The organism is Rhodobacter sp. 4.3.4, assembly GCF_058724655.1.
In genome coordinates, this window is sequence record NZ_CM178967.1 from 1,025,001 (window position 1) to 1,050,949 (window position 25,949).

The 25,949-nt window shown below is 62.3% G+C and carries 18 protein-coding genes, 1 tRNA gene, 2 rRNA genes and 4 pseudogenes (1 of these 25 only partly in view); 9 read left to right on the forward strand and 16 right to left on the reverse strand.

The features are described from left to right. From AC4PTB_RS04900 to AC4PTB_RS04920, 5 genes are all read left to right on the forward strand, one after another. Nucleotides 1-1,158, forward strand: a 23S ribosomal RNA gene (locus AC4PTB_RS04900); it begins 1,677 nt to the left of the window's first position. Between the two features lie 144 nt (nucleotides 1,159-1,302). After that, a 5S ribosomal RNA gene (gene rrf / locus AC4PTB_RS04905) occupies nucleotides 1,303-1,417 on the forward strand. A gap of 72 nt (nucleotides 1,418-1,489) precedes the next feature. After that, nucleotides 1,490-1,566: transfer RNA gene (locus tag AC4PTB_RS04910), tRNA-Met, on the forward strand. A 280-nt stretch (nucleotides 1,567-1,846) separates the two neighbouring features. Further along, on the forward strand, nucleotides 1,847-4,609 hold the full coding sequence (locus AC4PTB_RS04915) for a DUF8426 domain-containing protein (protein WP_492191971.1): 2,763 nt from the start codon (nucleotides 1,847-1,849) through the stop codon (nucleotides 4,607-4,609). Continuing rightward, nucleotides 4,609-5,922 carry an McrC family protein gene (locus AC4PTB_RS04920; RefSeq protein ID WP_492191972.1) on the forward strand — a complete coding sequence of 438 codons (1,314 nt, stop codon included), beginning with the start codon at nucleotides 4,609-4,611 and terminating at the stop codon, nucleotides 5,920-5,922. The genes AC4PTB_RS04915 and AC4PTB_RS04920 overlap by 1 nt, the downstream gene beginning before the upstream one ends. Nucleotides 5,923-6,173: 251 nt before the next feature. Here the strand turns inward: AC4PTB_RS04920 and AC4PTB_RS04925 are convergent. From AC4PTB_RS04925 to AC4PTB_RS04960, 8 genes and pseudogenes are all read right to left on the reverse strand, one after another. Next, nucleotides 6,174-6,728: pseudogene (locus AC4PTB_RS04925) on the reverse strand (DUF2793 domain-containing protein); the annotation flags it as partial. Next, nucleotides 6,718-8,301: pseudogene (locus AC4PTB_RS04930) on the reverse strand (baseplate megatron protein TIM-barrel domain-containing protein); the annotation flags it as partial. The pseudogenes AC4PTB_RS04925 and AC4PTB_RS04930, both read right to left, overlap by 11 nt. After that, a pseudogene (locus tag AC4PTB_RS04935) lies at nucleotides 8,298-8,621 on the reverse strand (lysozyme); the annotation flags it as partial. The pseudogenes AC4PTB_RS04930 and AC4PTB_RS04935, both read right to left, overlap by 4 nt. A gap of 4 nt (nucleotides 8,622-8,625) precedes the next feature. Beyond that, nucleotides 8,626-8,757, reverse strand: a complete 132-nt coding sequence (locus AC4PTB_RS04940; RefSeq protein ID WP_492191973.1) for a hypothetical protein — start codon at nucleotides 8,755-8,757, stop codon at nucleotides 8,626-8,628. Next, the gene (locus AC4PTB_RS04945; RefSeq protein WP_492191974.1) at nucleotides 8,750-9,100 is read right to left on the reverse strand and encodes a hypothetical protein; all 351 of its coding nucleotides are present in this window, start codon (nucleotides 9,098-9,100) and stop codon (nucleotides 8,750-8,752) included. The genes AC4PTB_RS04940 and AC4PTB_RS04945 overlap by 8 nt, the downstream gene beginning before the upstream one ends. Next, nucleotides 9,097-9,723 (reverse strand): phage distal tail protein, Rcc01695 family, encoded by a 627-nt coding sequence (locus tag AC4PTB_RS04950; protein WP_492191975.1) that lies wholly within the window; start codon nucleotides 9,721-9,723, stop codon nucleotides 9,097-9,099. The genes AC4PTB_RS04945 and AC4PTB_RS04950 overlap by 4 nt, the downstream gene beginning before the upstream one ends. Then, nucleotides 9,723-10,748 (reverse strand): annotated as a pseudogene (locus AC4PTB_RS04955) (phage tail tape measure C-terminal domain-containing protein); the annotation flags it as partial. The gene AC4PTB_RS04950 and the pseudogene AC4PTB_RS04955, both read right to left, overlap by 1 nt. Then, nucleotides 10,675-11,949, reverse strand: a complete 1,275-nt coding sequence (locus AC4PTB_RS04960; RefSeq protein WP_492191976.1) for a site-specific DNA-methyltransferase — start codon at nucleotides 11,947-11,949, stop codon at nucleotides 10,675-10,677. The pseudogene AC4PTB_RS04955 and the gene AC4PTB_RS04960, both read right to left, overlap by 74 nt. Nucleotides 11,950-12,616: 667 nt before the next feature. On the opposite strand from AC4PTB_RS04960, the gene AC4PTB_RS04965 reads away from it, so the two are divergent. From AC4PTB_RS04965 to AC4PTB_RS04975, 3 genes are all read left to right on the forward strand, one after another. Next, nucleotides 12,617-13,453: a hypothetical protein gene (locus AC4PTB_RS04965; RefSeq protein ID WP_492191977.1), complete on the forward strand. Its 837-nt coding sequence runs from the start codon at nucleotides 12,617-12,619 to the stop codon at nucleotides 13,451-13,453. After that, a complete protein-coding gene (locus AC4PTB_RS04970; RefSeq protein WP_492192582.1) occupies nucleotides 13,387-14,364 on the forward strand; it encodes an ATP-dependent nuclease in 978 nt (325 codons plus the stop codon). The genes AC4PTB_RS04965 and AC4PTB_RS04970 overlap by 67 nt, the downstream gene beginning before the upstream one ends. Nucleotides 14,365-14,919: 555 nt before the next feature. Further along, on the forward strand, nucleotides 14,920-17,736 hold the full coding sequence (locus AC4PTB_RS04975) for a TrlF family AAA-like ATPase (protein ID WP_492191978.1): 2,817 nt from the start codon (nucleotides 14,920-14,922) through the stop codon (nucleotides 17,734-17,736). A gap of 248 nt (nucleotides 17,737-17,984) precedes the next feature. Here AC4PTB_RS04975 and AC4PTB_RS04980 read toward each other — a convergent pair whose 3' ends face one another. The 7 genes from AC4PTB_RS04980 to AC4PTB_RS05010 all read right to left on the reverse strand — a co-directional run bounded on the left by AC4PTB_RS04980 (nucleotide 17,985) and on the right by AC4PTB_RS05010 (nucleotide 23,278). Further along, the gene (locus AC4PTB_RS04980) at nucleotides 17,985-18,989 is read right to left on the reverse strand and encodes a hypothetical protein (RefSeq protein WP_492191979.1); all 1,005 of its coding nucleotides are present in this window, start codon (nucleotides 18,987-18,989) and stop codon (nucleotides 17,985-17,987) included. A 10-nt stretch (nucleotides 18,990-18,999) separates the two neighbouring features. Further along, entirely contained in the window at nucleotides 19,000-20,511 is a 1,512-nt protein-coding gene (locus AC4PTB_RS04985) for an N-6 DNA methylase (protein ID WP_492191980.1), read from the reverse strand. A gap of 206 nt (nucleotides 20,512-20,717) precedes the next feature. Then, nucleotides 20,718-21,389: a hypothetical protein gene (locus AC4PTB_RS04990; RefSeq protein ID WP_492191981.1), complete on the reverse strand. Its 672-nt coding sequence runs from the start codon at nucleotides 21,387-21,389 to the stop codon at nucleotides 20,718-20,720. Beyond that, the gene (locus tag AC4PTB_RS04995) at nucleotides 21,386-22,393 is read right to left on the reverse strand and encodes a helix-turn-helix domain-containing protein (RefSeq protein ID WP_492191982.1); all 1,008 of its coding nucleotides are present in this window, start codon (nucleotides 22,391-22,393) and stop codon (nucleotides 21,386-21,388) included. The genes AC4PTB_RS04990 and AC4PTB_RS04995 overlap by 4 nt, the downstream gene beginning before the upstream one ends. Then, nucleotides 22,390-22,785 (reverse strand): VRR-NUC domain-containing protein, encoded by a 396-nt coding sequence (locus AC4PTB_RS05000; RefSeq protein ID WP_492191983.1) that lies wholly within the window; start codon nucleotides 22,783-22,785, stop codon nucleotides 22,390-22,392. Before AC4PTB_RS05000 ends, AC4PTB_RS04995 begins: the two co-directional genes overlap by 4 nt. Further along, nucleotides 22,782-23,021 (reverse strand): hypothetical protein, encoded by a 240-nt coding sequence (locus AC4PTB_RS05005; protein ID WP_492191984.1) that lies wholly within the window; start codon nucleotides 23,019-23,021, stop codon nucleotides 22,782-22,784. The genes AC4PTB_RS05000 and AC4PTB_RS05005 overlap by 4 nt, the downstream gene beginning before the upstream one ends. Then, a complete protein-coding gene (locus AC4PTB_RS05010; RefSeq protein ID WP_444452249.1) occupies nucleotides 23,021-23,278 on the reverse strand; it encodes a helix-turn-helix transcriptional regulator in 258 nt (85 codons plus the stop codon). Before AC4PTB_RS05010 ends, AC4PTB_RS05005 begins: the two co-directional genes overlap by 1 nt. A 573-nt stretch (nucleotides 23,279-23,851) precedes the next feature. Here AC4PTB_RS05010 and AC4PTB_RS05015 point away from each other — a divergent pair. Next, nucleotides 23,852-25,117 carry a tyrosine-type recombinase/integrase gene (locus tag AC4PTB_RS05015; protein ID WP_492191985.1) on the forward strand — a complete coding sequence of 422 codons (1,266 nt, stop codon included), beginning with the start codon at nucleotides 23,852-23,854 and terminating at the stop codon, nucleotides 25,115-25,117. Between the two features lie 22 nt (nucleotides 25,118-25,139). Here AC4PTB_RS05015 and AC4PTB_RS05020 read toward each other — a convergent pair whose 3' ends face one another. Beyond that, on the reverse strand, nucleotides 25,140-25,739 hold the full coding sequence (locus tag AC4PTB_RS05020) for a hypothetical protein (protein ID WP_492191986.1): 600 nt from the start codon (nucleotides 25,737-25,739) through the stop codon (nucleotides 25,140-25,142). Between the last annotated feature and the right edge of the window lie 210 nt (nucleotides 25,740-25,949).

Sequence of the window (25,949 nt, forward strand, 5' to 3'; positions counted from 1 at the left end):
AGGCCCCATTGATAGGCAACTATCGGTGGGGGGCACAAACTAGGGGGTGGCGACTGTTTACTTAAAACACAGGGCTCTGCGAAGCCGTAAGGCGACGTATAGGGTCTGACGCCTGCCCGGTGCTGGAAGGTTAAAAGGAGGGGTGCAAGCTCCGAATTGAAGCCCCAGTAAACGGCGGCCGTAACTATAACGGTCCTAAGGTAGCGAAATTCCTTGTCGGGTAAGTTCCGACCTGCACGAATGGCGTAACGATCTCCCCGCTGTCTCAAACGTGGACTCAGCGAAATTGAACTGTGTGTCAAGATGCACACTACCCGCGGTTAGACGGAAAGACCCCATGAACCTTTACTCCAGCTTTGCACTGGCATCAGGATTGTGATGTGCAGGATAGGTGGTAGCCTTTGAAACCGAGACGCCAGTTTCGGTGGAGGCTCCCTTGAGATACCACCCTTCGCACTCTTGATGTCTAACCGCGGCCCGTTATCCGGGTCCGGGACCCTGCATGGTGGGGAGTTTGACTGGGGCGGTCGCCTCCCAAATCGTAACGGAGGCGCGCGAAGGTAGGCTCAGACCGGTCGGAAATCGGTCGTTGAGTGCAATGGCAAAAGCCTGCCTGACTGCAAGACTGACAAGTCGAGCAGAGACGAAAGTCGGTCATAGTGATCCGGTGGTCCCAAGTGGGAGGGCCATCGCTCAACGGATAAAAGGTACTCTGGGGATAACAGGCTGATGATGCCCAAGAGTCCATATCGACGGCATCGTTTGGCACCTCGATGTCGGCTCATCTCATCCTGGGGCTGGAGCAGGTCCCAAGGGTATGGCTGTTCGCCATTTAAAGAGGTACGTGAGCTGGGTTTAGAACGTCGTGAGACAGTTCGGTCCCTATCTGCCGTGGGTGTAGGATACTTGAGAGGAGTTGCCCCTAGTACGAGAGGACCGGGGTGAACGTTCCACTGGTGGACCAGTTATCGTGCCAACGGTAGTGCTGGGTAGCTATGAACGGACAGGATAAACGCTGAAGGCATCTAAGCGTGAAGCCCCCCTCAAAACAAGGTATCCCTTGAGGGCCGTGGAAGACCACCACGTCGATAGGCCGGAGATGTAAGTGCAGCAATGCATTCAGTTGACCGGTACTAATTGCCCGATTGGCTTGATTTGATCCAGTAGCAGCAAGGCTCATGATCAAAAGCAGGTGTACACAAGGTTAGAAAAGAACGCTCCGCGCAGGCGCAATGCCGGAGGCCGCATCCGCGGCACGCGAGCTTCTCCTGATACGCGACTTGGACATGGCTTCTTCCTCGGTTTGGTGGTCATAGCGTTGGCTAAACACCCGATCCCATCCCGAACTCGGCCGTTAAGGGCCAACACGCCGATGGTACTGCGTCTCAAGACGTGGGAGAGTAGGTCACCGCCAAACCTAGTAAGAAGCCAACGTTCTCTCAAAACGATACCAAATACCCCGATCGCAAAACAAAGCCCTCGGGACTAACGCGGGGTGGAGCAGCCCGGTAGCTCGTCAGGCTCATAACCTGAAGGCCGCAGGTTCAAATCCTGCCCCCGCAACCAATACTCTCAAATATATCAGACTCTTAGGACCCGACGCAAACCGTCGGGTTTTCCACGTTCCCACCTACATCAACGCCACATCAACACCAAGCCAGAAAAACCGCACCAGAACGCATAAGCGGGCAGGCGCAGGCAATGGCGAGCAACTCGCAGTTGCGCACCTCCCCGCTTCCGGCCATCATCGGCCCGTAGTTCCAGACGGTGAATTGACGACGACGGACTTTGCCTTCGGCTTCCTGACCTTGGAACGCGACCATTCGGCGGAGCGGGCGGCTATACGATGCAACAGGACGAATTCCGGAAGTGGCTTGTCGCTCAGGGCCAGACGGAGGCAACCGCCTCGTCGAGGGCGAGCAGCGCCAAGCGCGTGGAGCAGTATCTGGGTGATCTCGACCAGTTGTTCGCGCAGGAGGATCGGGACAGCATCCTGAACCGGTTTGCCTATTCGGCCGAGGATGAACGCGCTGAACGCCCGAACCCGTCGCCAGTCCCCATCGATGGTGTCTTGCGCACGGGGCTCGCCAGCCTCCAGCAGGCATTGAAGCTGTACCATTCCTTTCTCACAGAACAGTCCAATGTGCCCGACAAGGCAGAACATCAGGCATTGGTCGACCGCCTCACCCGCAAGGAAGTCGAGGCGGCGATGCAGGAATGTGATCAGTTAGGCCTGAAGGCGTTCCTGGACCGTGGTGGCTTTGCCAGCCCGCAGGTCTGGGTCAGCGATGAAGGCAAGGAGCAGTCGTATCCCGCGAAAGCCACCGTCGCAGCAGCCTTGGGGCATCTTCCCGATGGCCGCGCCCTCGCAGCGAAGGCATTCTTCAACGGCTTCGGAGAGGCGCAATCCTTCGCCAAACTTGAGGCTCTCGGGTACCAGATTGTGCGCAAGGGGGCCAACGGCAAGGATGACGCCTTCTCTCGCGACCGGATCGAAGGCGCGATGGACGCCTTCGAAAGGTTCCGCACGTCCGGTGCCCATGCTGATGCGTTCTCAAGCTTCGGCGCGCCATCAGAGTATTGGGTGCGGTCCAGCCGCCCGCGCGAGGACAAGCGCTTTCCGACGAAGCCGATTGTCGGGTACCTTTTGGGCAAGGCCGCCAGCACATTCAACGGCGGATGGAGCCAACCGACGGACGCGGCCGCAAGACTGCATGCTGCGGGCTACGTCATCGTCGACCAGCATGACGCGCCGTTGCCGCTACCCGACCAGCACACACATCTGATGCGCGGGGCGGAACGCGCGCGTCTTGTGGCTCTCAACTACTTCATCGAGCCCGCCCGAGAGGCCGGACTTACCTCGGTAACCATCCGCGCCGGTGACCTGCACGACATGTCGGGCCTTGTGAAGAACTGGGCGAATGTCTGTCAGGCTCTGGAAGGCGATATGTTCCAGAAGCTGGCCTCGGTCCCGGCGCCCACGCGATCCGGGCCAGAGCGCAGCACCACGACCGAGTATACCTTTGTCCTGACGCAGGACGGAAAGGCGAAGAATCCGTCCATGGCGCATGCCCCACAAATCGAGACGACCAACCTGATCCTTTACGGACCTCCCGGCACCGGCAAGACCTACCAGACGGCGTGGGAGGCGGTTCGTCTCTGCTTGGGCGATGCTGTTGCTGCCGAGCTTTCCGGCGCACAGAACCGGGATCGACTGATGGCGGAATACCGGCGCTTGATGTCCGAGGGCCGGATCGAGTTCGTCACCTTTCACCAGTCAATGTCCTATGAGGAATTTGTCGAGGGGCTGAGACCCGGTGTTGACCCTGAAATGTCAGCAGATGGAACGACGGGCTTTCGACTCGAACCCGTCGCTGGATTGTTTCAGCGAATCTCGCGTCGCGCAGAAACCAGCCGCGGGCATGTCGATGACGCGGAGGCGGTCAGACTGAGCGGTCGACAGGTTTTCAAAATGTCGTTGGGAAACGTGGGACTGCCTCAGGATGCACAGCTTTTCGGGCAGGCACTGTCGGGCGGATACGCTATCTTCGGGTTTGCCGATCAGGACTGGTCCGAGGCGAAGTACTCTGATCCCGCGCAAATCCTGAAAGCTATGCAGGCGTTGGGTGGAGACTGGGCGGATGTCAAAGCGTCATCTGCCAGTGTGCGGATGACGGATACTTTCCGCAACAGAATCAGGAAGGGTGATATTCTCGTTGTCAGCAAGGGAAACCTGCTGGTGCGCGCAATTGGCGAAGTGACCGGCGACTATGAGTTCCATCCGCGTTCCGAAGGCGATTTTGGACACCGACGCGCCGTGCGTTGGCTCTGGAGCGATCCAGAGGGCATTCCGGTTTCCGAGATCTACCGCCGCCAGTTCGTTCAGTTGACGCTGTATCCGCTGGTTCAGGACGATCTTCATCTGCCTGCGCTCGAACGCTACGTGAACAGCGGGTCGGCATCGGCGAATGCTGTCGCGGATCCCTTCGTGCTGATCATCGACGAGATCAACCGGGCCAACATCTCGAAGGTGTTCGGCGAACTGATCACGCTCCTGGAACCGGACAAGCGCCTCGGGCAGTGCGACGAAATCCAGCTGACCTTGCCCTACTCGAAGAAGCGCTTCGGGGTGCCGCAGAACCTCCACATCATCGGCACCATGAACACGGCCGACCGTTCGATTGCGCTCCTGGATACCGCCCTGCGCCGTCGGTTCACGTTCAAGGAACTGATGCCGAACCCCTCAGTCCTGTCCCCGAATGTCGGCGGGATCAACCTGCAGAAGCTGCTGGCCACGATCAACGACCGCATCGAGTATATCTTCGACCGCGAACACCAGATCGGGCACGCCTATTTCACCGGCTGCAAATCGCCCGGGGACGTCGAGGGCGTCATGCGGCACAAGGTCATTCCCCTCCTGTCCGAATATTTCTACGAGGATTGGTCGAAGGTTGCCGCCGTTCTGGGCGATGGCCCGCAGGGCCCGTCCCGGTTTCTGGAGGCGCGCCGCCTGACCACGCCGCCGGGAATTGCCGCCGACGATTTCAGTGGCGAGCGACTGCGCTGGCGGGTGAAGGACCAGTTCGACTTCTCCGAGTTCGCGGCCTGATGCCCGCCTACTCCGTTCGCGAATGGGAGGCCTTGCCCCATGGCGATGGGGAAGGGTGTATTCCGCCGCATCTGGCCCAGCGCCTTGTGGCACTGGCCAAGGCATCCCCCTTCGCCGGGCGTGGCGGCGGTGGCGTTTTGGAGGATCGCCGCGATGACCTGCGGGCGCGCGGGGTGGTCGGCGTTTTGGCGGTGCCCGGCTGCACCCTCGAAATCCTGCCGAAGATCGACGTCGGTGAAAAGGAAGGCTCGGCCCAAGAGACGCGCGAAATTCGCAAGCGCCTTGTCCACATGCTCGCGGTGGCGCTCGACCTGAAGATCCAGACCGGACGCATGACCGACCTCGACTGGCAGCGCGAAACGCTGCTGGAAATCCTGATCCGTGTCTTTTGCGACAAGCTGACCGAGGCGGTTCGCCGAGGCATGCCGCGGCGCTACACCCTCCAGGACGATGACCTGCCGACCTTGCGCGGGTCGCTCGACATTCCGCGCCAATTCACCCGCCATCTTGCAAACCCGGGCCGCTTGGCGTGCCGCTATGACGAGTTGTCCGAGGATATCGCCCTCAACCGCATCATCAAGGCGACCATCGCACATCTGGCGCGCATGTCGCGCAATGCGACGAACGTGCAGCGGCTGCGGGAACTGGCCTTCGTCTATGCCGAGGTGGCGGAGGTGCAGATCCCCGCCCTGCGGTGGGACGACGTCGTCATCGACCGCACGAACAACGCCTGGCAGGAACTCTTTGGAATGGCTCAGCTGTTCCTGCGCAACCGATGCCAGACGACAAGCGCCGGGCCAGGGCAGGGATCAGCCCTGCTGTTCGAGATGAACGCGCTCTTCGAGGAGTACATCGGCCGTCTGGTGACGCGGGCGCTGGCGGGTTCCGAATTCCGCGTGACGCTGCAGGGTGGCCGCTTGTTCTGCCTGACGTCACTTGATGACGATCGAGCGGTGTTCCAGACCAAGCCCGACATTCTGATCTGGCGCGCTGGTCAGGTTGCCCATGTGATCGACACCAAGTGGAAGCGGATTTCCGACCGGATCGACGATCCGAAGCAGGGCGTGTCCCAAGCGGATGTCTATCAGATGATGGCCTATGCCCACCTCTACAAGGCACCGCGGCTGACGCTGCTCTATCCCCACCATATGGCCCTCGGCGGCGCAGAGGGGATCCGCGCGCGGTTCCGGGTGACGGATCAGAAAACGGTTTTGGAAACGGCGAGCTTCGACATCTCCAACGGCGCCGAATTGGTGGATCGCATTCTGAGCCGGGTCCTGTGCCCGCTTGATGCAATGGCGTTGCCGAGTTGACGCGCCAACCTCAGAGATCATTGTTGCCTGGTCGTCGCAAGAACTTGGTTCCTTGGAAAAGCGAGACGAGTGCACATTTGTGCCCATTTCGGCGCGCGACAGCGGCGGTGGATCTGTGCCCCGTATCCGGGCAGCGATTCCCTGCAGCTCCTTGAAACCGTGAACCTGCGAGGCGGGCCGGGTGCGCCCGGCCGGTCGAGGCGTTGGCGCTTCCCGACCGGTGCTGCCCGGCCCGTTTTGCAAGATCGTCCTCAGTAATCCGTCTCGAGATAGACCCCGGCGCAGTCGTAGGCGACGGCGGCGGCCGTGGCGCCGGTGTTCAGGAAGAGCCGCGGCGAGAGGAACTGCGTGTTCGCGGGCAGATCGGCGGTGATCTCCTGCTCGAAGACCGCGCCTGACACTTCGTCGACCATGCGCACCCAGACGGAACTTCCGTTGGGCGGTGCCGCTATGAACAAGGTCAGCACGCCGCCGGTGGCGATGGCGAAGCTCGCGCCCATGTCGGTGAGCGTCGGTGCCCCCGAGGCATCATTCGTCACCATCTGCCAGCGGGTGTGCGTCCCGCGCTGGAAACCGATGCCGATGCAGGTGATGGCGGTGGCGAGCGTCAGCGTGGTTGCGAGCGCGGCCGTCGATCCGTAAAGGCCAAAGAACCCCATGCCCGTCGCCTGCAGGGTCGTGAGTGATATCCGCGTCACGAATGTCCAGCCGCCGAGGCCCGCCGCATTGCCGCGCCAGCAGGCCCAGCCTGCGGAGCGCTGGTCGGCGACCGAGTCTGCCACTGCGGCCGAGGTCAGCCTCCAGCGTCCCCGACAGCAGATCGATCACCAGCGCGTTGCCGAGATCAAAGCGCGAGGTTGGCCCCGGAAAGAAATCGAAGGCCAGCGTGCCGAGCCGGGCGCGGGTGCCGAAGGTCGTCAGGAGGTTGAACCCGTCGGTGGATGCACTGCGAAACACCGCGATCTCGCCCGGCCAGGGGCTGGCATGAGCGGCGATCCAGGGGCGATGCGCGGCCACATCCTCGCTGATCTGCGGCAGATCCAGCATCACCACTTCCGGTGTGCCAAAGACGACGGGGCTCGCAACATTCGCGGGCCGGGGATCGCCGGGCGGCAGGTCATAGGCGGCGCGGTCCTGGCGCACCGCCTCGATGCCGCGCGCTTCGGCATCGGCGATGGAGGTGAGGCGGAATTCTACCTCGCGGCCGTCGTGTGCGAGGCGGATCACGTCGGCCGGGTCCAGCGCCAGTCGCGAGGGTGGCAGGCGGAAGGTGGCGCTTTCCCGGCCGATCCATGCTTCCATCAGTGCGCGGCGACAGCGGCGTTCGGCCTCTTCGGGCGGGATTGCCATCGGGAAGCTTTCCGAGGCGATGCGTGTGGTGTCGACGGTGATGCGCCGGGCCTCGACCTGTGCCGCGTCGTAGTCCTCGTCGGCGCGGGCGACCTGCCACTTCAGGGCTTGGGGAAGTTCGGTCTCTTGGCCGCGTGTCAGCTCGAACGCCTCGCCCTCGCGGCTCGCGACCAGATCGTCGATGACGAGCGTGGCGACCGACGCGCGGCCGCGCATGACAAAGCGGATGACTCCCTCCGTCTCGATGGCATCGAAGCCGAAGTGGCGGGCCAGCGTGGAAATCGAGGCGCGCGGGCTTTCGAGGGCCCCGATCACATAGCCCTCCACCGCGCCCCAGAGGCCGGAGACATCGATCAGGCTTTCCGCGAGCCCAGCGCGCAGGCAGAGGTGGCGTACGAGGGCGGCGAGCGAGACGGCACCGAGCCGTCCGGTGAGCCAGTGACCAAGCCGCCAGTTCGCGCCATCGGTCCAGACGCCGGTCAGTTCGGGAAAGAACGGATAGGGTCGCGCATCCCAGGTCCAGGCGGCGCATTCCGGCACATGCACCATCGGGCCGTCGAAGACGGACGACGTCGGGTTATTGGCTGGGGTTCCCCACCAGAGATAGCTCGCTTCGAGATAGGCGCGCTGAAGCGCATCGTCGCGCCAGCCGCGGGAAAAATGCGGCGTGGCGCTCTCGGACGACTTCGGGTCGAAGAAGACGTTCGGCTGGTTCGTGCCGCGGTCGATAGCGGGGCAGCCGAGTTCGGTGAACCAGATCGGCTTCGATTGCGGCACCCATGCCGTGGGCGGGCCGCTCTCGACCCCTCCCGGGCGGTTGAAATGCGCATTCGACCACCAGGCGCGGAGATCCTTGAAGCGGAAGACCCACGGCTTGTCTGCGGCTCCGTCGGTGATGGGCGTGCGCAGTTGCGCCGAACGATCCGCGGCGCTGGCATAGAACCAGTCGAAGCCTTCGCCACCTGCGATGTTCGATTGAAGATATGTGCGGTCGTGGATCGCTGGCCAGCCTTCGGCTGCGTCCAGATGTTGGGCTTGGCGATGCCACCGGTGTTGTAGTGAAACGAGACCAGCGCATCGAACTCGTGCGGGGCAAGCGGCACCTGCACCGCGCGCAAGACCGCGGCCTCGTAGGCTGCGATGTCGGTGCGGAAAAGGCGGAAGGCCTCGCGGATCGCGGCGGTGACATCCGCAGGCAGGCCGCGCGGCATCTGTGCTGGGTCGGGCGGGCCCGCCGCGGCGGTGTGGCCGATGCCGAAGGTCCAGATCTTGCGGACATCGAGATAGGGCCCGGGCACGATGCCCTCGTGCCGGGCGAGGGCCAGAAGCCCCCGGTTCGTCATGTGCATGGGATCAACCGAATGTGGAGACGAGGACGATCAGCGCCGCGACGATCACGCCGATGCGCAGGCGATGGCGGAAGGCCTGGCCCGGATCGGCGGCATCGCAGCGAAGAACGCGGGCGCGGCGAAGGAGCTCATGCATCGGCGTCGTCTCCCTTCCGGGCGCGCAGCCGGGCGAGGGCGACCTCGATGAAGGCCGGGCCGAAGACGCCGACGAGATAGGCGGCCGAACCCGCCGCACCCCCGGCCGGGATTGCCTCGGGCGGCAGGGCAAGCCAGGCGGTGATGAGCGCCATCGAGAGGCTTCCCATCCCCGCGGCGATCAGCCCGCCCAGAAGGATGTGGCGCAGCGCATCGCGCAGGCGCATCTTGGTCGTCAGCGCGTTCGTTGCGCCGCCTAGCGCCCCCCAGGCGGCGAGGATCACCGCGGTCGAGGTGAGCAGATCGCGCAGCGCGGCGCTGACAAAGCTCGTGTCATCATTCATGGCCGGATCTCCGTGAGGGGGATGGAGGGGATCGAGCCGAGGCGTTCGAGATCGAGGGTGATGTCGAGCGTGTCGGTGTCGAAGCTGACGGGGACGTCGAAGTCGAAGCCCGCGGTGAGGGCGACGCCCGCGGCGGGCGCGCTGGCGAAAGTGATGAGGCCGGTTGCGGGCGAAACCGACCAGCCGGAGGGCTGCGGCACCCCATTCAGGGCAAGGGTGACCGACCCGGCGACGGGCTTGGTGATCGCGCGCGTCCAGCTCTGCGCGCCGGAGGTATAGCGCTTCGTCAGCTGAAACTGAGTCGTACTGCCATCGCCGGTGCCGATCAGTTGATCTGTCGGGCCCGGAGTTTGTGACGGCAGGCAGGATTTGAAATCGGCCCAGTCCTTGAAGCGGAAGCCATAAAGACGGCCGTTCCGCGCCTCAAAGAAGGCCACGACCGCCGCCAGATCATCGGCACGGCGAATGCCATAGGCCACATCATAACGGCGACGCGAATTGGCCCAGCTGGCATTGCGCTCCTCGGCGCCCGAGGCAAGTTCGACGATCTGGGTGCGCCGTTCCGGGCCGCCCCGCGCCCCGCGGCTGATCGCATCGGGGAAACGGATCTCGTGAAAAGCCATCACATCCCCCTTCGTCCGAGCGAGACGGCACGGGCGATATCGGCGGCGACCTGTGTGCGGGACTGGCGGAAGCTCTCCGCATCGCGCGCCATGATCGTGACGTTGACGGTTTGTGTGGCGGCGCTGTCGGTCGCCGCCGCCTCGCGCCGAGACAGCACCCGCTCGCCGCGCTGCAGGATGGCGGGCACCTCGTCGGGGCGCAGCCCGGCCCAGCCGCCGGAATGCATTCGGGGGGCATTGGCGAAGGCCAGCGCCGGAATCATCCGGCCCTGGCCCGCGGCACCGACCGTGCCGCCCGCGTGCAGGATGTTGGCGAAGATCCCACCGGCGCCGCCCAGCGCACCGGAAAGCACATTGGCGAGGGGGCCCAGAACAAAGCGCCGCGCCGCGAGTTTGGCGAGATCGGCGATCATCGAGGTGATCAGATCGCGGAAATCGAGCTTGCCGGTCTTCACGAAGCTGCCCACGGCTTCCTCGGCCGAGGAGAAGGCGCCGACGAGCGCGTTGCCGATATCGCCGCCGATGTCGCGCGCCTTGGCGGCATAATCGGCGAGCGCATCACTCGCGGCACGCCAGAGCGGCACCGCCCGTTCCGCCCCTTCAGCGGCGGCAGTGCCTGCCGCGCGCGCCGCGCCACCGGCGCCCCGCGCTGCCTCGGCGGTCTCGTCGAGGCCGGAAGTCAGCCCGTCGGCGGCGCCGGTTGCCCCGGTCAGCGCCGTTTCCGCATCGGTGCCGGTGCGCGTCACGGCATCCTTGAGCGCCTGCCAGGAGGCAAGCGGGCGCCCGGCCGCGTCAGAAAGCATGCCCGAGGCCTCGCGATAGGCCTCGGCGCGGGAGCGGGCCTCATCGGCCATGGTGCCAAGGCCCAGATCGGGCGGTTCGATGTAACTCCGCGCGTGCGCCGCCGAGAAGGCATCGGCGGCCGCCGTGCCCGCGGCGGAAGCCGCGCCCTCAAACGGATTGCCGATGCGCCCCAATTCCACCGGATCGAGCGTGCCGATCTTCACCCCGCCTTCGCCCACCGCCCTCCTGACCCGTGAAGGACTGCCAGCGCTCGATGGCGACATCGACATAGGCGGGGTTCAGTTCGACCCCGAAGCAGACCCGCCTCGTCGTCTCGGCCGCGATCAGAGTGGTGCCGGATCCCATGAAGGGCTCATACACCGCCTGACCGGGGCTGGAGTTGTTCAGGATCGGGCGGCGCATGCATTCCACCGGCTTCTGCGTGCCGTGCACGGTCTCGGCGTCCTGATCCCGGTTGGCGATCTGCCACAGCGTCGTCTGCTTGCGGTCCCCGGCCCAGTGGCCTTTGCCCTTGGCACGCACGGCATACCAGCAAGGTTCGTGCTGCCAGTGATAGTCGCCGCGGCTGAGGACCAGCCGGTCCTTGGCCCAGATGATCTGCGACCGGATGGCGAAACCCGCGGCCGCCAGGCTATCGGCCACTGTCGCCGCATGCAGCGCCCCGTGCCACACATAGGCGACGTCGCCCGGGAACAGTGCCCAAGCTTCGCGCCAGTCGGCCCGGTCGTCGTTCAGCACCTTGCCGGTGCGTTTCGTTTTGGCCGCGCCCGCCTGGTTGCGCCAGCTTGGATCGTACTCCACGCCATAAGGCGGATCGGTGACCATCAGCAGGGGGCGGACATCCCCGAGCAGGCGCCCAACGACATCGGCGGCGGTGCTGTCGCTACAGATCAGTCGGTGTGCGCCCAGTTGCCAGAGGTCGCCCGGCACCGACACCGGCGTGACCGGCAGTTCCGGCACATCGTCCTCGCCCTCGACAGGGCCATCGCCGCCCAGCGCCTCCGGATCTCGTAATAGCGCGTCGAGGTCATCGTCGCTGATGCCAAGCAGCGTCAGGTCGAAATCCTCGGCCAGCAGCCCCGCGATCTCGTCGCGCAGCACAGCCTCATCCCATTCGCCCAGTTCCGTCAGCTTGTTGTCGGCGATCCGGTAGGCCCGGCGCTCGGCCTCGTCGAGATGGCTGAGCCGGATCACAGGCACGTCGGTCAGCCCCAGCATGGTGGCGGCCAGCACCCGGCCGTGGCCCGCGATCAGTTCGCCGTCGTCGGCCACCATGCAGGGCACGGTCCAGCCGAACTTGGCCATGCTCGCGGCGATCTTCGCCACCTGGTCGTCGCCATGCATCTTGGCATTGCGGGCATATGGGCGCAGCCGGGCAATCGGCCAGGTTTCTATCTGGCTCGGCGCAAAGACGAGGTCCATGGGGCGGGGCTCGGGATGTGGGGGAGGGGAAATGACAAGCGCCCGCGAGGGGGGGCCTCCGGGCGCAATTCTTCGATGATCAAGGGGTAGGTCAATGGGGGCAGGTCTGTCAACTGAAAAAGTAAAGCGGATTCAACAGCTTCTAACGAATTGGCTTCCAGGGGTGGCTTCCCGCCATCTGGCTTCCCCGGAGGTGGCTTCCCTGGCTTCCCGCCGGGAATCCACCCCGGCCAGATCGTGATTTCGCAAGCCGCTGATCTGACTCACAAATTCCGGCGTCAGAGCGCGAGGTGGCTTCCGCCTGGCTTCCCCGGTGAAAATGCCTCACGCTAGCGAACCGCCGCGCTGCGCCCCCCCGCATACGTCCAGGGCTGAAGAGGAACCAGAGGAGGGGGCGCGAGTAAGGCCCTTGGCCGACACAGTCGGCCCTTAACCGGCGGTCGGCCCTCCCGGCGCATGCCGCGAAGCTGCCGTGTGAGCGTTGCGCAGCGTGAGGCGCGCGCCGTCCCATCGCCACCAGTCAAGCCAATGCACCTTTCGTGACGTATGTAACTGTTGTTTCTCGTACCGTACATCACCTAAAGAGTTCGCGGAACTCCTTCCTGATATGGTCTTTTTGCTTCAAGGTCGGCCAAGAAGGTGGCTGCGGCACATGGGAATATTCGTCATGCCTATCTATCTCAACGCGATAGCACTGCAATTTTACAAGGGCATCGGCCCTGAGACGCAATTTGTCGCTCCGTTCTCCGATGTGAATTTTTTCATAGGAGCCAACAACGCTGGCAAGTCCATCGTTTTAAACTTCCTCAGCGAACGTCTTCCCTTTCGCCAAGGCGACACGGCGTCGAGATCGCTGAACTCTAGTGTAGATGAATATCGAGGGTCGACCACGGGTAATTTTATGGCGGCTGTAGGTTTGCCTGCTACCGTCGCATTGTTGCGTCTCCAAGAAAAGTTGTCAAAAATCCCTATTGGCAGCACTAACCGCTTGGAAACTGCCAAACGGATTTTACATCATCTGATCGTCAATGACCATCTGTGGCTCAAACAGACAGGAAACGCCCAGATAGGTAGTTTTCTGCACTTGCCGGATATCAAGGAGGCAGCCACTTGGGTGAATGAAACCGCTTGGTATGATTTATGGAGCGCCCTTACTGGGAGCAACGGCGGCGGTTTAATGCAATATTGGGTTCCGGAAACATTGACCCAACTCGCAAAGTCTTCGCAAGTGAGGCTTCCTGAAAGTATGTTGATACCAGCGAAGCGACAACTTGGCCCGAGAGATGAGACCTTTGATGACCTTACTGGGAAAGGGCTCATCGACCATCTCGCAGAACTGCAAAACCCTGACCACCATGAAAGAGAAAGAAAAAAACCTTCGACCAGATCAATGAATTTTTGCGTGTGGTCACGGGCAAGGCGGACGCTGAACTGGAGGTGCCAAGCGGAAGACAGCACCTTTTGGTCCACATGGATGACAAGGTGCTTCCCCTTTCCTCGCTAGGAACGGGCATTCATGAGGTGATCTTGATCGCGGCATTTTGCACGATCCACCAGAACAGAATCATGTGCATCGAGGAACCGGAGATACATCTTCACCCAGTCCTGCAGCGCAAGCTGGTCAGGTATCTCCAAGAACACACGACCAACCAATACTTCATTGCGACGCACTCTGCGGCCTTTATCGACACACCAGGAGCGTCGGTGTTTCACGTACGCAACGATGGCAGCCAAACCTACATCAAAAGCGCCGTCCTTAAATCAGATCAGCGCCGCGTAGTTGATGAACTTGGATACCGCGCATCGGACATCGTTCAGGCCAACGCTGTCGTTTGGGTGGAGGGGCCATCAGATCGCATTTACATCCGCCATTGGCTGCAGGACATGGTGCCGGAAATGATCGAGGGCATACATTACAGTATTTTGTTTTATGGAGGCGGTTTGATCAGGCACCTCAGCGCAAATGACAATGCGCTGGAAGAGTTTATCAAGCTACGGCAACTGAACCGAAATCTAGCTATTGTGATCGATAGTGATAAGAGCAGCCCGCGAGCTGCGCTTAAGCCCGCTGCCCAGCGACTTCGAGAGGAAATGAAAGACAGCGAATGTGTTGTTTGGATAACCAAAGGACGGGAAATCGAAAACTACGTAGATGCCACTGTGCTGCAGGAAGCCCTCAAAGCCTGTCATCCTACAATCTATCAGAGACCGGACAAAGTCGGCCAGTTTGATCACGCATTCTACTTTGTCAGAAAAAAAGCGAAATCGGCTGGGGCTGAGGTTTACACCAAGGGGGACAAAGTCGGTGCGGCTTTGCACGTATGTAGGCAACCCGCTGATTTAGGCATTCTCGATTTGAGGGCCCGTATCGGAGAGTTGGCCGTGATGATCCGCCGCGCGAACGGCGTTACATGAATGAACTGCCCCGCCCAGTTAAAGGGCTCAGCGCATCGCAGGCGCCTCAGAGGCGGTCAAGAACGGCAACTGTCGCAGATTTCGTTCGGGTGCGATGCCGCGAACTTGCAGTCGGCTTCCCGTCCCTTGCGCAGGCGACGGCCCGATCCGCGCGCTCGGCCCTGAGCCGCCGGTCGTCCTCAAACTATGCGGTGTGGCCACGTCCACGCAAGCTGACGATCGCCTGGCACCGCAGCAGAGTTTGGGCCACGATGGCAGCAATGCAGGACGAAGCTTTTAAGCTTCGCCCGCAACCTCGCAGTCCTCACGTGAGGGGAAGGTGGTGAGGCGTGTGGCGAAGCGGCCTGACGGCAGCGCAACGTTGCAGCCTCAGCATCTTGCGAAGGCTTCATCGTCGAGCAAAGGCGGACGGTCGCCAGGATAACCTGCCTTGATTCAAAAACGCTACGCTGGCATTTAGTGGGTGGAGCTAAGAGTGCAGGGCGATGCCTGCAATTATTTCGATTGACCTTTTATTGCGTCGCCTAGCGACGAGGCTTTCAGAGGTGGGGAAACATGGGCGAGTTTACAAACAGCGCAGACAAGGGCGCGCACTTCTACCGCTGCGATTTTCAGGTTCATAGCCCGCGGGATCGCAATTGGACAGGTCAGACGCGCGTCAGTGCCGAAGACCGGGCCGAGTATGCCGCAGCCCTGATCGCGGCGTGCCGCGAGAAAGGTCTGGACGCCATTGCCATCACCGATCACCACGACATGGCCTTCATACCGTATGTCAGAGAGGCTGCCGCGCAGGAAACGGATATAAACGGTAACCCCTTGCAGGCGCGCGATCGTATTATTGTCTTTCCCGGAATCGAGCTGACACTTGCAGTACCGTGCCAGGCAATCCTGATTCTGGATGCCGAATTCGAGGATAATCGTTTTGATGCCGTTTTGACAGCATTGACAATCACGCCTGCTCCGGCAGGAGATGCAAAGACACTCCAGACGGAACGCCTCGAGCACATCGACTCGCTTAAGTCACTAAAGTCAAAATTGGACGAACACAACTGGCTCAGGGACCGCTATATCGTCCTTCCGAATGTGACCGGCGAAGGTCAGTTTTCTTTGCTTCGAAACGGCATGGCGCCGAAATACAAGGATATGCCCTTCGTGGGTGGATATCTGGACGGCTCAAAGGACAAGCTGAAGCCGGGTATAATCAGTATTCTCGCCGGGAGAGATAAGGCTTGGGGCCATAAGCGCATCGCCTGCATCCAAACTTCCGACAACCGCCGGGAAGATCACAATGACCTCGGCAAGCACACTTCCTGGATCAAATGGGCCAGTCCAACGGCAGAAGCGCTGCGGCAGGCATGCCTTGCGCAGGAATCGCGGATTTCCGACAAGGAGCCAAGCGTTCCTTCGGTAGTCATTACGTCGATCAGTGTACAGAATAGTTCGTTTCTTGGTCCCCTAGAGCTTTCATTCAATCCCCAGTACAATGCGCTGATCGGAGGGCGCGGCACTGGAAAGTCTACAATTCTTGAATATCTGCGGTGGGCACTGTGCGACCAGCCTCCGGCTGGAAGCGGCGATGACACTCCCGACTATCAGGCGCGTCGTGCGCGACTGATCGAGGGAACGCTCAAGCCTCTTGGCGCGACCGTTGATGTTGCTTTCATCGTTAACGGCGTACCGCATCTTGTGCGAAGGGCCAGTAAAGACGGCACCGTCCAGATCAAGGTCGGCGACGATGAATTGCGGCCCTGCACCGAGAATGAGGTGCGTACACTGCTGCCTGTGCAAGCCTACAGCCAGAAGCAACTCAGCAATGTCAGTGTTCGCTTGGACGAGCTTGCAAGGTTTATCACCGCCCCCATCCGAGCTGAACTCGGGCAGCTCGAACGGCAGATGGGGGAACAGAGCGAAAAGCTGCGCAAAAGTTATTCCACGAGGCAGCGCCAGAAAAATATCGAAAGGGATATTGGCCGGCTTGCTCTTGAGATCCGTTCCTACCAGGAGCAGGCGAACAGCATTCGCGCATCGCTCGGCGGCTTATCGGACGATGACCGGAGTCTTCTGAATCTTGGCTCGCATTATGACGGCGCCGACCAAGCGGTTGAAGCTCGCAAGCAACGCATGCAAGACGTCGGCGGTCGGATCGTTCAGCTGCTCGAACTACTCAGCGGCGAAACCCGCGGCGACCTCGCGGGGCTGCCCGACGAATTTCCCGAAAAGGCACTGCTCGCAGAGCTATTTGCCGAGTATGAAGCACGGACTACCGGAATCACGGAAGCTTTGCGCGAGGCATTGTCCGGCATCAATAATATTCTGGCAGAGCGTGATGACAGCAAATGGTCGCAATGGAGCGTCCAGCTTGAGGCATACCGCCGGGCCTACTCCTCCGCAGTCGGAAAATCATCCGCGCACCGTGACCGGATGGAGCAACTGAAGGCGCTGGAAGCAAAGGTCGCTTCTCTCCAGAAAGAAGATACCCGGCTGTCGGACGAATTTATTTCTCTCCAGAAAGCCGGGGAAACCTATCAGGCCGAGCAGAAAAAGCTGCATGAGCTTAGAGCCGAGCGCGACAACCTTATCCAGGGACAATGCGAGGCCCTGACTGAGCGATCCGGCGCCGCAATCCGCGCAATTGTTCGCAGGTATTCAAATGCAGATGCTTTTTCCGATTTGCTGAGAGAACGGCTAAGCGGGTCTGGAATCCGCAAGGATCGAATCGAACTAATCGCCGAAGCCATCCTTACGGCGGACGATCCTCACCGCTCATGGCTCGGCACACTTGAAGACCTTGAGACCTTGGCGAACTTTGATCCAGAAAAGGATTCAACCGAGCACCTTCCCGAAACCCCTTTTCTCACCGGCGCGGGCGCGACTAGAGGCGATTGCGACAAGCTTGCGCGCAAATTGAGCTCAGACGATTGGCTGGCGCTTTCCCTGACCGAAATCCAGAGCGAGCCTCATTTCGAGTACCGCTCACGCGAGGGAGAATACATCAATTTTCCCAATGCCTCGTCAGGACAACAGGCAACGGCGCTCTTGCGTACGCTACTGAACCAAGCAGGGCCACCCCTTCTGATTGACCAACCGGAAGAAGATCTCGACAATCCCGTCATGCAGGAAATCGTCGAACAAATATGGGCAGCCAAAAAGCGGCGACAGCTGATCTTTGTCAGCCACAACGCCAATTTGGTCGTCAATGGGGACGCAGAGCTAGTCGCTTGGTGCGAATACCGGAAGGCTGGAGATCAGTCCGGCGGCAAGATTGCCGGAGAGGGCGCCATTGACATTCCTGATGTCCGTGAGGCCATCAAGCGCATCATGGAAGGTGGCGCTGCAGCGTTCAATCTTCGCCGAGAGAAGTATGGCTTCTGATCCGTCGGAACAAGGCAGCGGTAGGAGACACACCGTTCCCCCATATCAAGCCGCTGCACCCGCCCAATCCAAGCATTTCCGCCCGCCAGGTGGTTTCAGCTTGGTTGGCGGCTCCGGTCAGCACCAGCGTCCGCTATCCCGGGTTAGCTGCGATTGCCGTGCCGCACCGACGTCCAACCGCTTTACGCCAATGGCAATCATAATTGCGGAGATGTTCAGAGACGGTCTTCGGCGCGCGTTCGATCCGGTCACTTTTCCGCTCGCAAACGCCTCGCTTTGACGTGCATGTTCACCGGGGTGTTGCTTAGAACATGCATCACCAGCTTGCTGAGAAACGCGGCGGGGTCAAGGTTATTTGGGACGCGGTCCCCGCATATCCTGACCTTCGGCAGGTTCGCGACCGCTTCCTCGACTGATCCGCTTTCGGCTTCAGGCAGCGCGTTATCGTCGTCCACGGGGCCCGGCTCTTCGATTTTGTCTTCGGGCTCGGAGCCGTTGTCAGTCGCGGCGACATCATCTCCGTACTCGATCAGAACGACGCAGGTCGAATGGTATGCGTCGTCCTCCCTTCCGAGCTTGCCGATCTGGTCAAATAGCCACTCTGCAGTATCCGGCTCTTCCTTAAGGATTGTAGAGCGCAGGCCGAACATGAAGCCGAGCGCGGCAATCGGATGCCTGAGGCGCAGGTTCTTCGCATCACCATAGGATTCTTCGATCCTGTTCGGCGCATTTTTTCCAAACGAAGAATCCATGCGCTTGGTCGAGATGAGCAGCTCTGGACCCGTCGCCCAATCCGTCATGATGACGTCGACTTGCTTGAGGTAGTTCTTTCCCAGGATGGATGCGCTGGCCGATGTGACGCCTGGGATCGCTCCGTTCTTCGCAATGCGTGCTTCAAGACTGGCTCGCTCACTTTTCGGAAGCGCTTCGAGAAGTTTCACCACCGACAGCGGCAGGATGCGCGGATGCTCCGGCCGTGGCCAGACCTGATCCGCGACGAAACCGGCTCGGCGAAGCTCATAACTAAGCCAGACATCGAGTGCGAGGGCGGGTATCCCGGACTGCGTGGTCGCGCTCAGGTGCAAAGGGACACCGAGCAGTTTCGTCAGGACGTCGTAATCTGGAGAGAAGATGAGCTGGCCATCTTCGCACCTATTCCATGGATTGCTATGTTCGCCCTCCGGTGCCGCAGCGGCGACGATATAGTCGAAGAGGGGCCACGCTTCAGCTTTCAGTGACTTGCTTGTCGCCATGATGAAGTTCTCAGCTCAGAGGTCGGCGCGGATCGGAGCCGTAGTGACGCCAGACCTGCAATTCGGTGACGGTTTCCTGCGCAAGGTCCGCATCGAGCTCCGCCAAGGCCGCTTCGTCCGGTATCGCGATGCGGGCGGCTTCTCGCGGCTCCAGCTTCAGCATTCCTCCGCCAAGGGGGTGTCCCTCGATTTCACAGGAGAGCTGGAAGAGGGGTGTCGCGCGCGCGGCGCTAATTGCCGCCATATCCTGCTGATCCCTAAGGGTCACGCAGTGCAACGTGTTTGGGCAAGTCGCGCGGGCATCGTTGCGTACGAGGCCTACCGATCTGCCCGACATGTAGCTTAGAAAATAGTGTGGCACCTTTACGTCCGGCACCACGTACCAAGGCTCGCGCGTGCGGCACTTGTAAGCCGTCCGGGCCTCTTGGCCCGCTGGACTGTCAAGGTAGCGAAGCACCTCAATAGGAAGGTCCTGACCTCGGTGCAGGCGCAAGAGATGAATAGGCGCATCAGCCCGAACAAGTCGGTTGAGAGTGGATCGGTTCAACACCTCTGCGGGCAGCATGCGGCCATTGCGGATTGCCGGTTGCAGCAGTGCAAGCGGAATGCGCCATTGCTCCACTTCCGAGGGACGCAGGTGGAAGAAATCGTTCGCACCGCTGACATAGCCGATTCCCACGGATCCTAGATCGCCAAGTCGGCGTGTGCCGGGGTGTTCCGTCAACTCAGTGTAGAGTTTGCGCGCTGCGGCCGAGAAGAGAAATGGGCGCAGTCGGAGGTTCCATTTCGTCCGCCACTCGACCAATGGCACTTGCACCGTCGCCGCGGGGGGGGCATTAGACGCGGCAAACCGCGGCATAACAGTCATTGCTATACGCTCGGTTCGTCCGCCTGCACCTTCCGCATACAGGAGCCAGCAGTCCTCCGATAGGTCGGGGAACAGCTTTTCGCGAACGGCGACCACCTGTACGTGGGCAAAACGCGTGCAGAGCCATTCGATCAACGGCGCGGCATAAGGAGCATGTCCGATTTCCGCCGGGACCACGAAGGCCATCCGTCCCCCCGGTTTCACCAGGCTGCCCGCGGCCACGAGGAATGGGGCCCAAGACGAGGTTAACCCACTGAAGCGCGCGCCAAGACGGACGCACAGATCAAGGGCTGCGCTGCGCGCGTCTCCTTTGAAATTCTGATACCGGATGAAGGGCGGGTTGCCAGCCGCGCATTCGAACCGAGCTTCGGTATGTGCGGCCCAGCGAAAAAAATCGCCTTCGTGCACGAGTGCGCCGGGTGCGTTTACCTTGGCAACGGCTGCAGAGTGCCGATCTTGCTCGACGCCGACAGCATTCACATGTCCCATCAGGAAGCGCCCATCTCCGCAGGATGGGTCGAGCATGCTGTCTGTTTCGTCTTTCACAGCCCAAGAAACAAGTGATCGCACCACTGCGTTCGGCGTGTAGAACGCGCCGTTGGCCTTGGCGTCGTGGGGGACGTAGACGGAGGGGTCGACGGAGGCAGAAGTCATTTGAGCACATTGTCAGGCAGGTGTCGAAATTGAAACTAGAACATATAGGGAACAAATCCTAGGGCAAAGCGGAAGATCCGGCTCGGAGGAGAATTGGTAACGGCACGGTTGGTCCTGAGTGGTGGAGATGCAGAGCCTATGTGCTTGACCGCGTCAACCAATTGCCGCGGATGCAAAGCGGCAATTGTGGCAGATAGTCATCCGCCTCAGCATCGATTTCCCCCCTTCTTCCAAGGCTGCGCCATCGGCATCACCGCCGTCACTTCTATCTCCCGCAGCATCCTGCCAACGATCAACCCCTCGCGCACCCAGCCCAGCGCCTGCCGCCAGTCCTCATAAGCCTGCCGCGCCGAAGCGATCTGCTGCGGGTGGGGCGAGAAGGTGACGGGGCAGGCCAGAACCTCGACAGTGCGCCATTTGCCGCGGGTCAGGATACGCTCAATGCCCACCACGATGGTCGTCGCCCGCTCGCCATGTTGGTTGCGCTTGACCTCAACCGGCACGCAACGCGGCACTGCGCCGGGCATCCAGTCGGGGGTCAACCCCGCGCGGGCCAGTTCGGCGACGCGGATTGCCATGCGCTTGCCGCCGAGCGTGTCGGGGATACCGGCGACGGTGGCGGCGATCACTTCGGCGTCCTCGTGGGTGTAGCCGCCGATCTTGTGCTGGCCGCCGTCGATCTTGCAGCCCAGAGCGGCGCGTTGAAGGAGGACGTATTCGAGGCCGCAGCCAAAGCCCTCCTCGGTGACGTCCTTGGGCAGGGGGAGCTCCAACTGGGCCTTCTCGATCCTGAATGCCCATTCCAGGGCGGGCTGCACGCCCAGCGCGCGTTTCGCGCGTTTGCCGCCTGTGTGGCCGACCGGTCGATGCAGGCTCATCGCACTCCTCGCTCGCGCAGGCGCTCGGCCGTGACGAGGCCCCTCGCCAGCATGGCGTCGCGCATGGTGTTGCTGATCGCGCTGATTGGAAGATAGCGGTCGGAGTTGATCAGATCGGCGTAGAAGGCGGCCGGGTCGGTGATCGGGGGCGCGGGCGGGGCAGGGGGCCGCTTGGGCTTGCCCCGCTGCCGACCAACATTCTCGGCCTTGCGCTGGGCGGCGCGCTGCATGGCGCGGTCGAGCGCCTTTGGGCCATCGGGCGGTTCGGGGTGTTCCTGGCGGGAGGCTTCGGCCGTGGCGATGATCTCGGCCTCGGTCAGCCCGAGCTCGTCGCGCCAGCGCTGGAAGTGCAGCCGCGGCGGCCAGCCTTGCCACCAGCCGGGCAGGGCGGCGCAGTCGAGGCCCAGCGCGTCGAGCAGTGCCCCGAAAACCTCATCGGAAATCGCCGCGCGCGCTTGCGCGCCCTCCTCCTCCTTTACTGGTTCTCTTAAAGGTTCTCTTACAGGGTTAGTGTCCGAATTTCGGACACGGCTTTCGGCATTTTCCGGACACGGGTTCCCCGGAAAATCGGACACGGTTTCCGCATCGATCCCGTGTCCGAAATCCGGACACGGCAGGGCATCGGCCGAGTCCTCCATGGCCGAAGCGTCTGTACCGTCGGGGCTTTCTGTGCCCGCGTTTTCACCGTGTCCGATTTCCGGACACGGCACCACAGCCGCAGGTGTGAAGCCCGGCTCGAACCCCAGAATGTAGCGGGTCGGCAGCTGGCGCTTGGTCACTGGATCCAGCCGCGGCACGCGCCGCAGCAGACCCACGGCTTCGAGCTGGCCAAGGTGATCGTTCAGCGTCGACCGGCTGATCTCGCAGTCATGCGCCAGCCGGTCCTGCGAGGGAAAGCAGCCGTAATCGGGGTTGAACCGGTCGCAAAGGTGCCAGAGCACGATCTTCGTCGTCGGCTTCAACCCGCGCTGCTTGATGGCCCAGTTGGTGGCCTCGTGGCTCATGGCGCGGGCCTCCGCTGGGTGGGGGCGATGCGCGTGGTGAAGCCGTGATCGGCCAGCGCGCCCAGCGCGTCGTCGAGACTGCGCACCAGCGCCCAGCCGAAACCCTGCGCCTGCACGGCGTCGCGGAACGCCTCCTGTTCCGGCCGCAGCCGACCCTTCGGTGCCTTCAGTTCGAGGAACAGGATGCGGCCGCCGGAAAGGACCATCAGATCGGCGAACCCGGTATGGACGCCCATACCGACGAGGATCGCCTGGCGCTTCGCACCGCGCGGCCCGGCCTCGGTCACCTCGTTGGCGCAGTGGTGGATGATGGCCGAGCGGGGCAGGGCGATGCGCAGCGCCTGCACGACGGCACGCTGCAGATCGGCCTCGGGGGTGCCTCGGCGTTTCATTGCGCGACCCTCCCCTGATCTTCGCGCTGGGCGCGGGTGATGGGGCGCCGCGCGTCGATCACCAGCTGGAGGCGCCGGGCGTCGGCCCGCTCGGCGGCGCTCTCGCCATGGGTGGCGAGGACATTGCAGGCGAGACAAAGCAACTGGTCGCTGTGATGCGCGGCATCGGCGATGACGGCACGCGCCTCGGCTACGCGATCGGCAGGCCAGGCGGCGTTGCGGGGGAGGGTGGTCATCACCGGCGCCCCCCGCTGCGACGGCGGCGCGGGGCAGCCTGTTCCTGCTCCTCCAGCCATTCCTCGACGGCGGCGCGGCGGTAATAGACCTTGCGCCCGGCGCGGACACAGGGCGGCCCCGTGCGCATCGCCTCCCAGCGGCGCAGGGTATCGACCGAAAGGCCGAGTTCCAGCGCGAGGTCGAGACGGCTGATCCAGCCGACCAGCAGCGTGCGGGGCTTTTCCTTCGGGTCTGGCATTGATCCGAGGTGCGACATCGGGCTCTCCCATTTCTGGCTCCCGGGGTGGGGGCCGGTTGCGAGAACCATCAGGGCAGAGCCGGAAGGGTGGCGCATAGGCGCTGAGCGGCGTTGAAACTGCCGCACGCGTGCCACCCCTTGTTTTATTGGCGGAAACGGGATTTTGCCGAAGAAGCGGCGGAGACCGGCGTAGAGACGCGCAAGGGGCCGAACGGTGTCGAAACGGCATCCGGCTGCGAACAGTCGGATTTACAGGTGATTTACCGGCATTGACGGGCAAAGAGGGGGCGGCACCCGGCATGAGCCCCTTGCCACCCTCTGATTTCCTTTGGGATTTACAGAATTGCGGCGGTGGGAATAGGCGTTGTTTCAGGTCGCCTCGGTCATTCCCGTGGAAATCGGGAGCATCAAGCGCCGGAGGTTATCCGCGCTGGGCGGAGAAGCGATGCGGAAACGCCAATAAAACAAGGGGTGGCACGCATCTGGCGATCTCTACGCCGGTCAGCGCCTATGCGCCGCCCCAGCCCGCATGCTTGGCTTGCAATTCAGGCGAAACCACGCCTCATGTCGGTGGCAATCAGGACGAGACGCATGCCGCAACGCATCAAGCTCACGGAAAAAGTCCTTCGAGAAGCCGAGCCCACGCCCGGCCGCGATTACCAGATCTTCGACACCGACCTGCGCGGTTTCGCCGTCTGCATCTACCGTGGTGGGGGGCGGGCCTTCACCATCGACTACCGCCATGCCGGGCGGCAACGGCGTATGACCTTTGGCCGCTGGCCGGAATGGTCGGTGGCCGCCGCCCGGGAGCGGGCCAAGGAACTACGACGTGAAATCGACGCCGGGGGCGATCCCTTGGGCCAGCGCGCGGCAAAGCGCGAAGCCCCGCGCGTGGCCGATCTGATCGAACGCTACTGCGCCGAGCATCTGCCGAAACTCTCGGCCCACAATGCGGCGGATCAGCGGTCGTCGCTGACGAAGTTGGTGGCACGGGTCTGGGCGCGCAAGCTTGTAACCGAAATCACGCCGAGCGACGTCGACAAGCTGCTGGCGCAAATTGCCGAAGGTCGTGCGCGCCCGCACAAGGAAAAGCCCAACAACCGGGCGCGCAAGTTGCAGGGCGCCAAACCCACCCCGGTGCGCGCCAACCGGGTCGGGGAGATGCTGCGCAAGATGTTCGCGCTGGCGGTCCAGTGGGGCTGGTGCGAGGACAATCCTGCCCAGCGCTTCTACCGCCGCACCGAAACCCCGCGCGAACGTTTTCTGTCGAAGGAAGAAATCGCGAGCCTCGCGGCTGCACTGGACGCCGCCGAGGATCGGCGCGCGGCTGACATCATCCGGATGTGCATGCTGACGGGCGCGCGGCTGGGGGAGGTGCGTCAGGCCCGGTTTGAACAGTTCAACCTCGAACACCTGAGCTGGTCTAAGCCCCCCACCATGACGAAACAGCGCCGCGCCCACCGCGTGCCGATTTCGGACGAGACCGCTGCGATCGTGCGCCAGCGGCTGCTTCTGGTGCCGAAGGGCTCGCCGTGGCTGTTCCCGGGCGACACGCCGGGCCAGCCCGTACAGGAGGTGCGCCGGTTCTGGGCGCGGGTGCAGAAGCAATGCGGGCTGCAGGACGTCCGGATACATGACCTGCGACACACCTTCGCCTCGCTCCTGGTCAGCGGCGGCGCCTCGCTCGAAATGATCGGCAAGCTCTTGGGCCACAGCCAGATGCAGACGACCTTGCGGTATGCCCACCTGATGGACTCGCCGCTGCGCGCCGGGGTCGATGCCGTGGCCAGCGCCTTCCGGCCGAAGCCTCGGCTGGTTCATGATGCCGAAGATCAGGCCGAGTGGAAATCGGCCTGACACCTCCCCGCGCGCAACGGGTTCAGGCCTCCTCCCGCCGCAGGGCCCGCCAGATCGGCGTGACCTTTCGACGAATGCTGCGCTCATCGGGCATCTTCTTGCCGTCCGACCGATCCGCGAACCAGTCCTGCATCTCGGCGACCAACTCGGCTTGCGTGGCGGGCAGGCCGCGATCATGGATGCGCACGATCAGGGCGATCGTCATGCCCTCCCAGTCGTAATTGGTCGAGGCGCCGGCAGTTGTTGCGACGCGCCGCACCATGTCGTTTTCTTCCTCGAAGGCGTGCACCTCCTCGGCGAGGATCATCATGTCGGCGATCGCGACCGGGATGCCACCGGCGGGATCAGTGATCAGCAGCCAATCGCTCTTTTCGAGGGGCAGAATGCGCCGGACAATGCCCTCTGTCGGCCCGGTCCCGCAGCGGCGAAACAGGGGGAGCAGGTCCATGGGCGACAGCGCGACCTTGCCCGCGATGATGTCCTGACCGCAGCGCACCGGGAAGATGCCTGTAAGAATCCGGAACCGGCCTGCGTCTGCCCAGCCTGCAATGTCCGCGATGTTGCAGCCCCAGCGGGCTGAAACTTCGTGCAGGGTAAAATAGACACGCGGCGGCAAGGCCATGATGCACCATCCTCGATCAGATCAAGGGAGGGGATCAGCTCCAAACCGTCTGGCAACCTTCGTTCTGGGCGAGAGGGTCACCAATACGGCGGACTCAAGCCGATCGTTCCCCTGCTGGGTGGTGTGTCATGAATGCCGTATCGATGGTTTCTTTTGCTTTTGGCTGAGGGCTGCTCACCTCGGACAGGAAAGCTGCATGGACTTCCGATT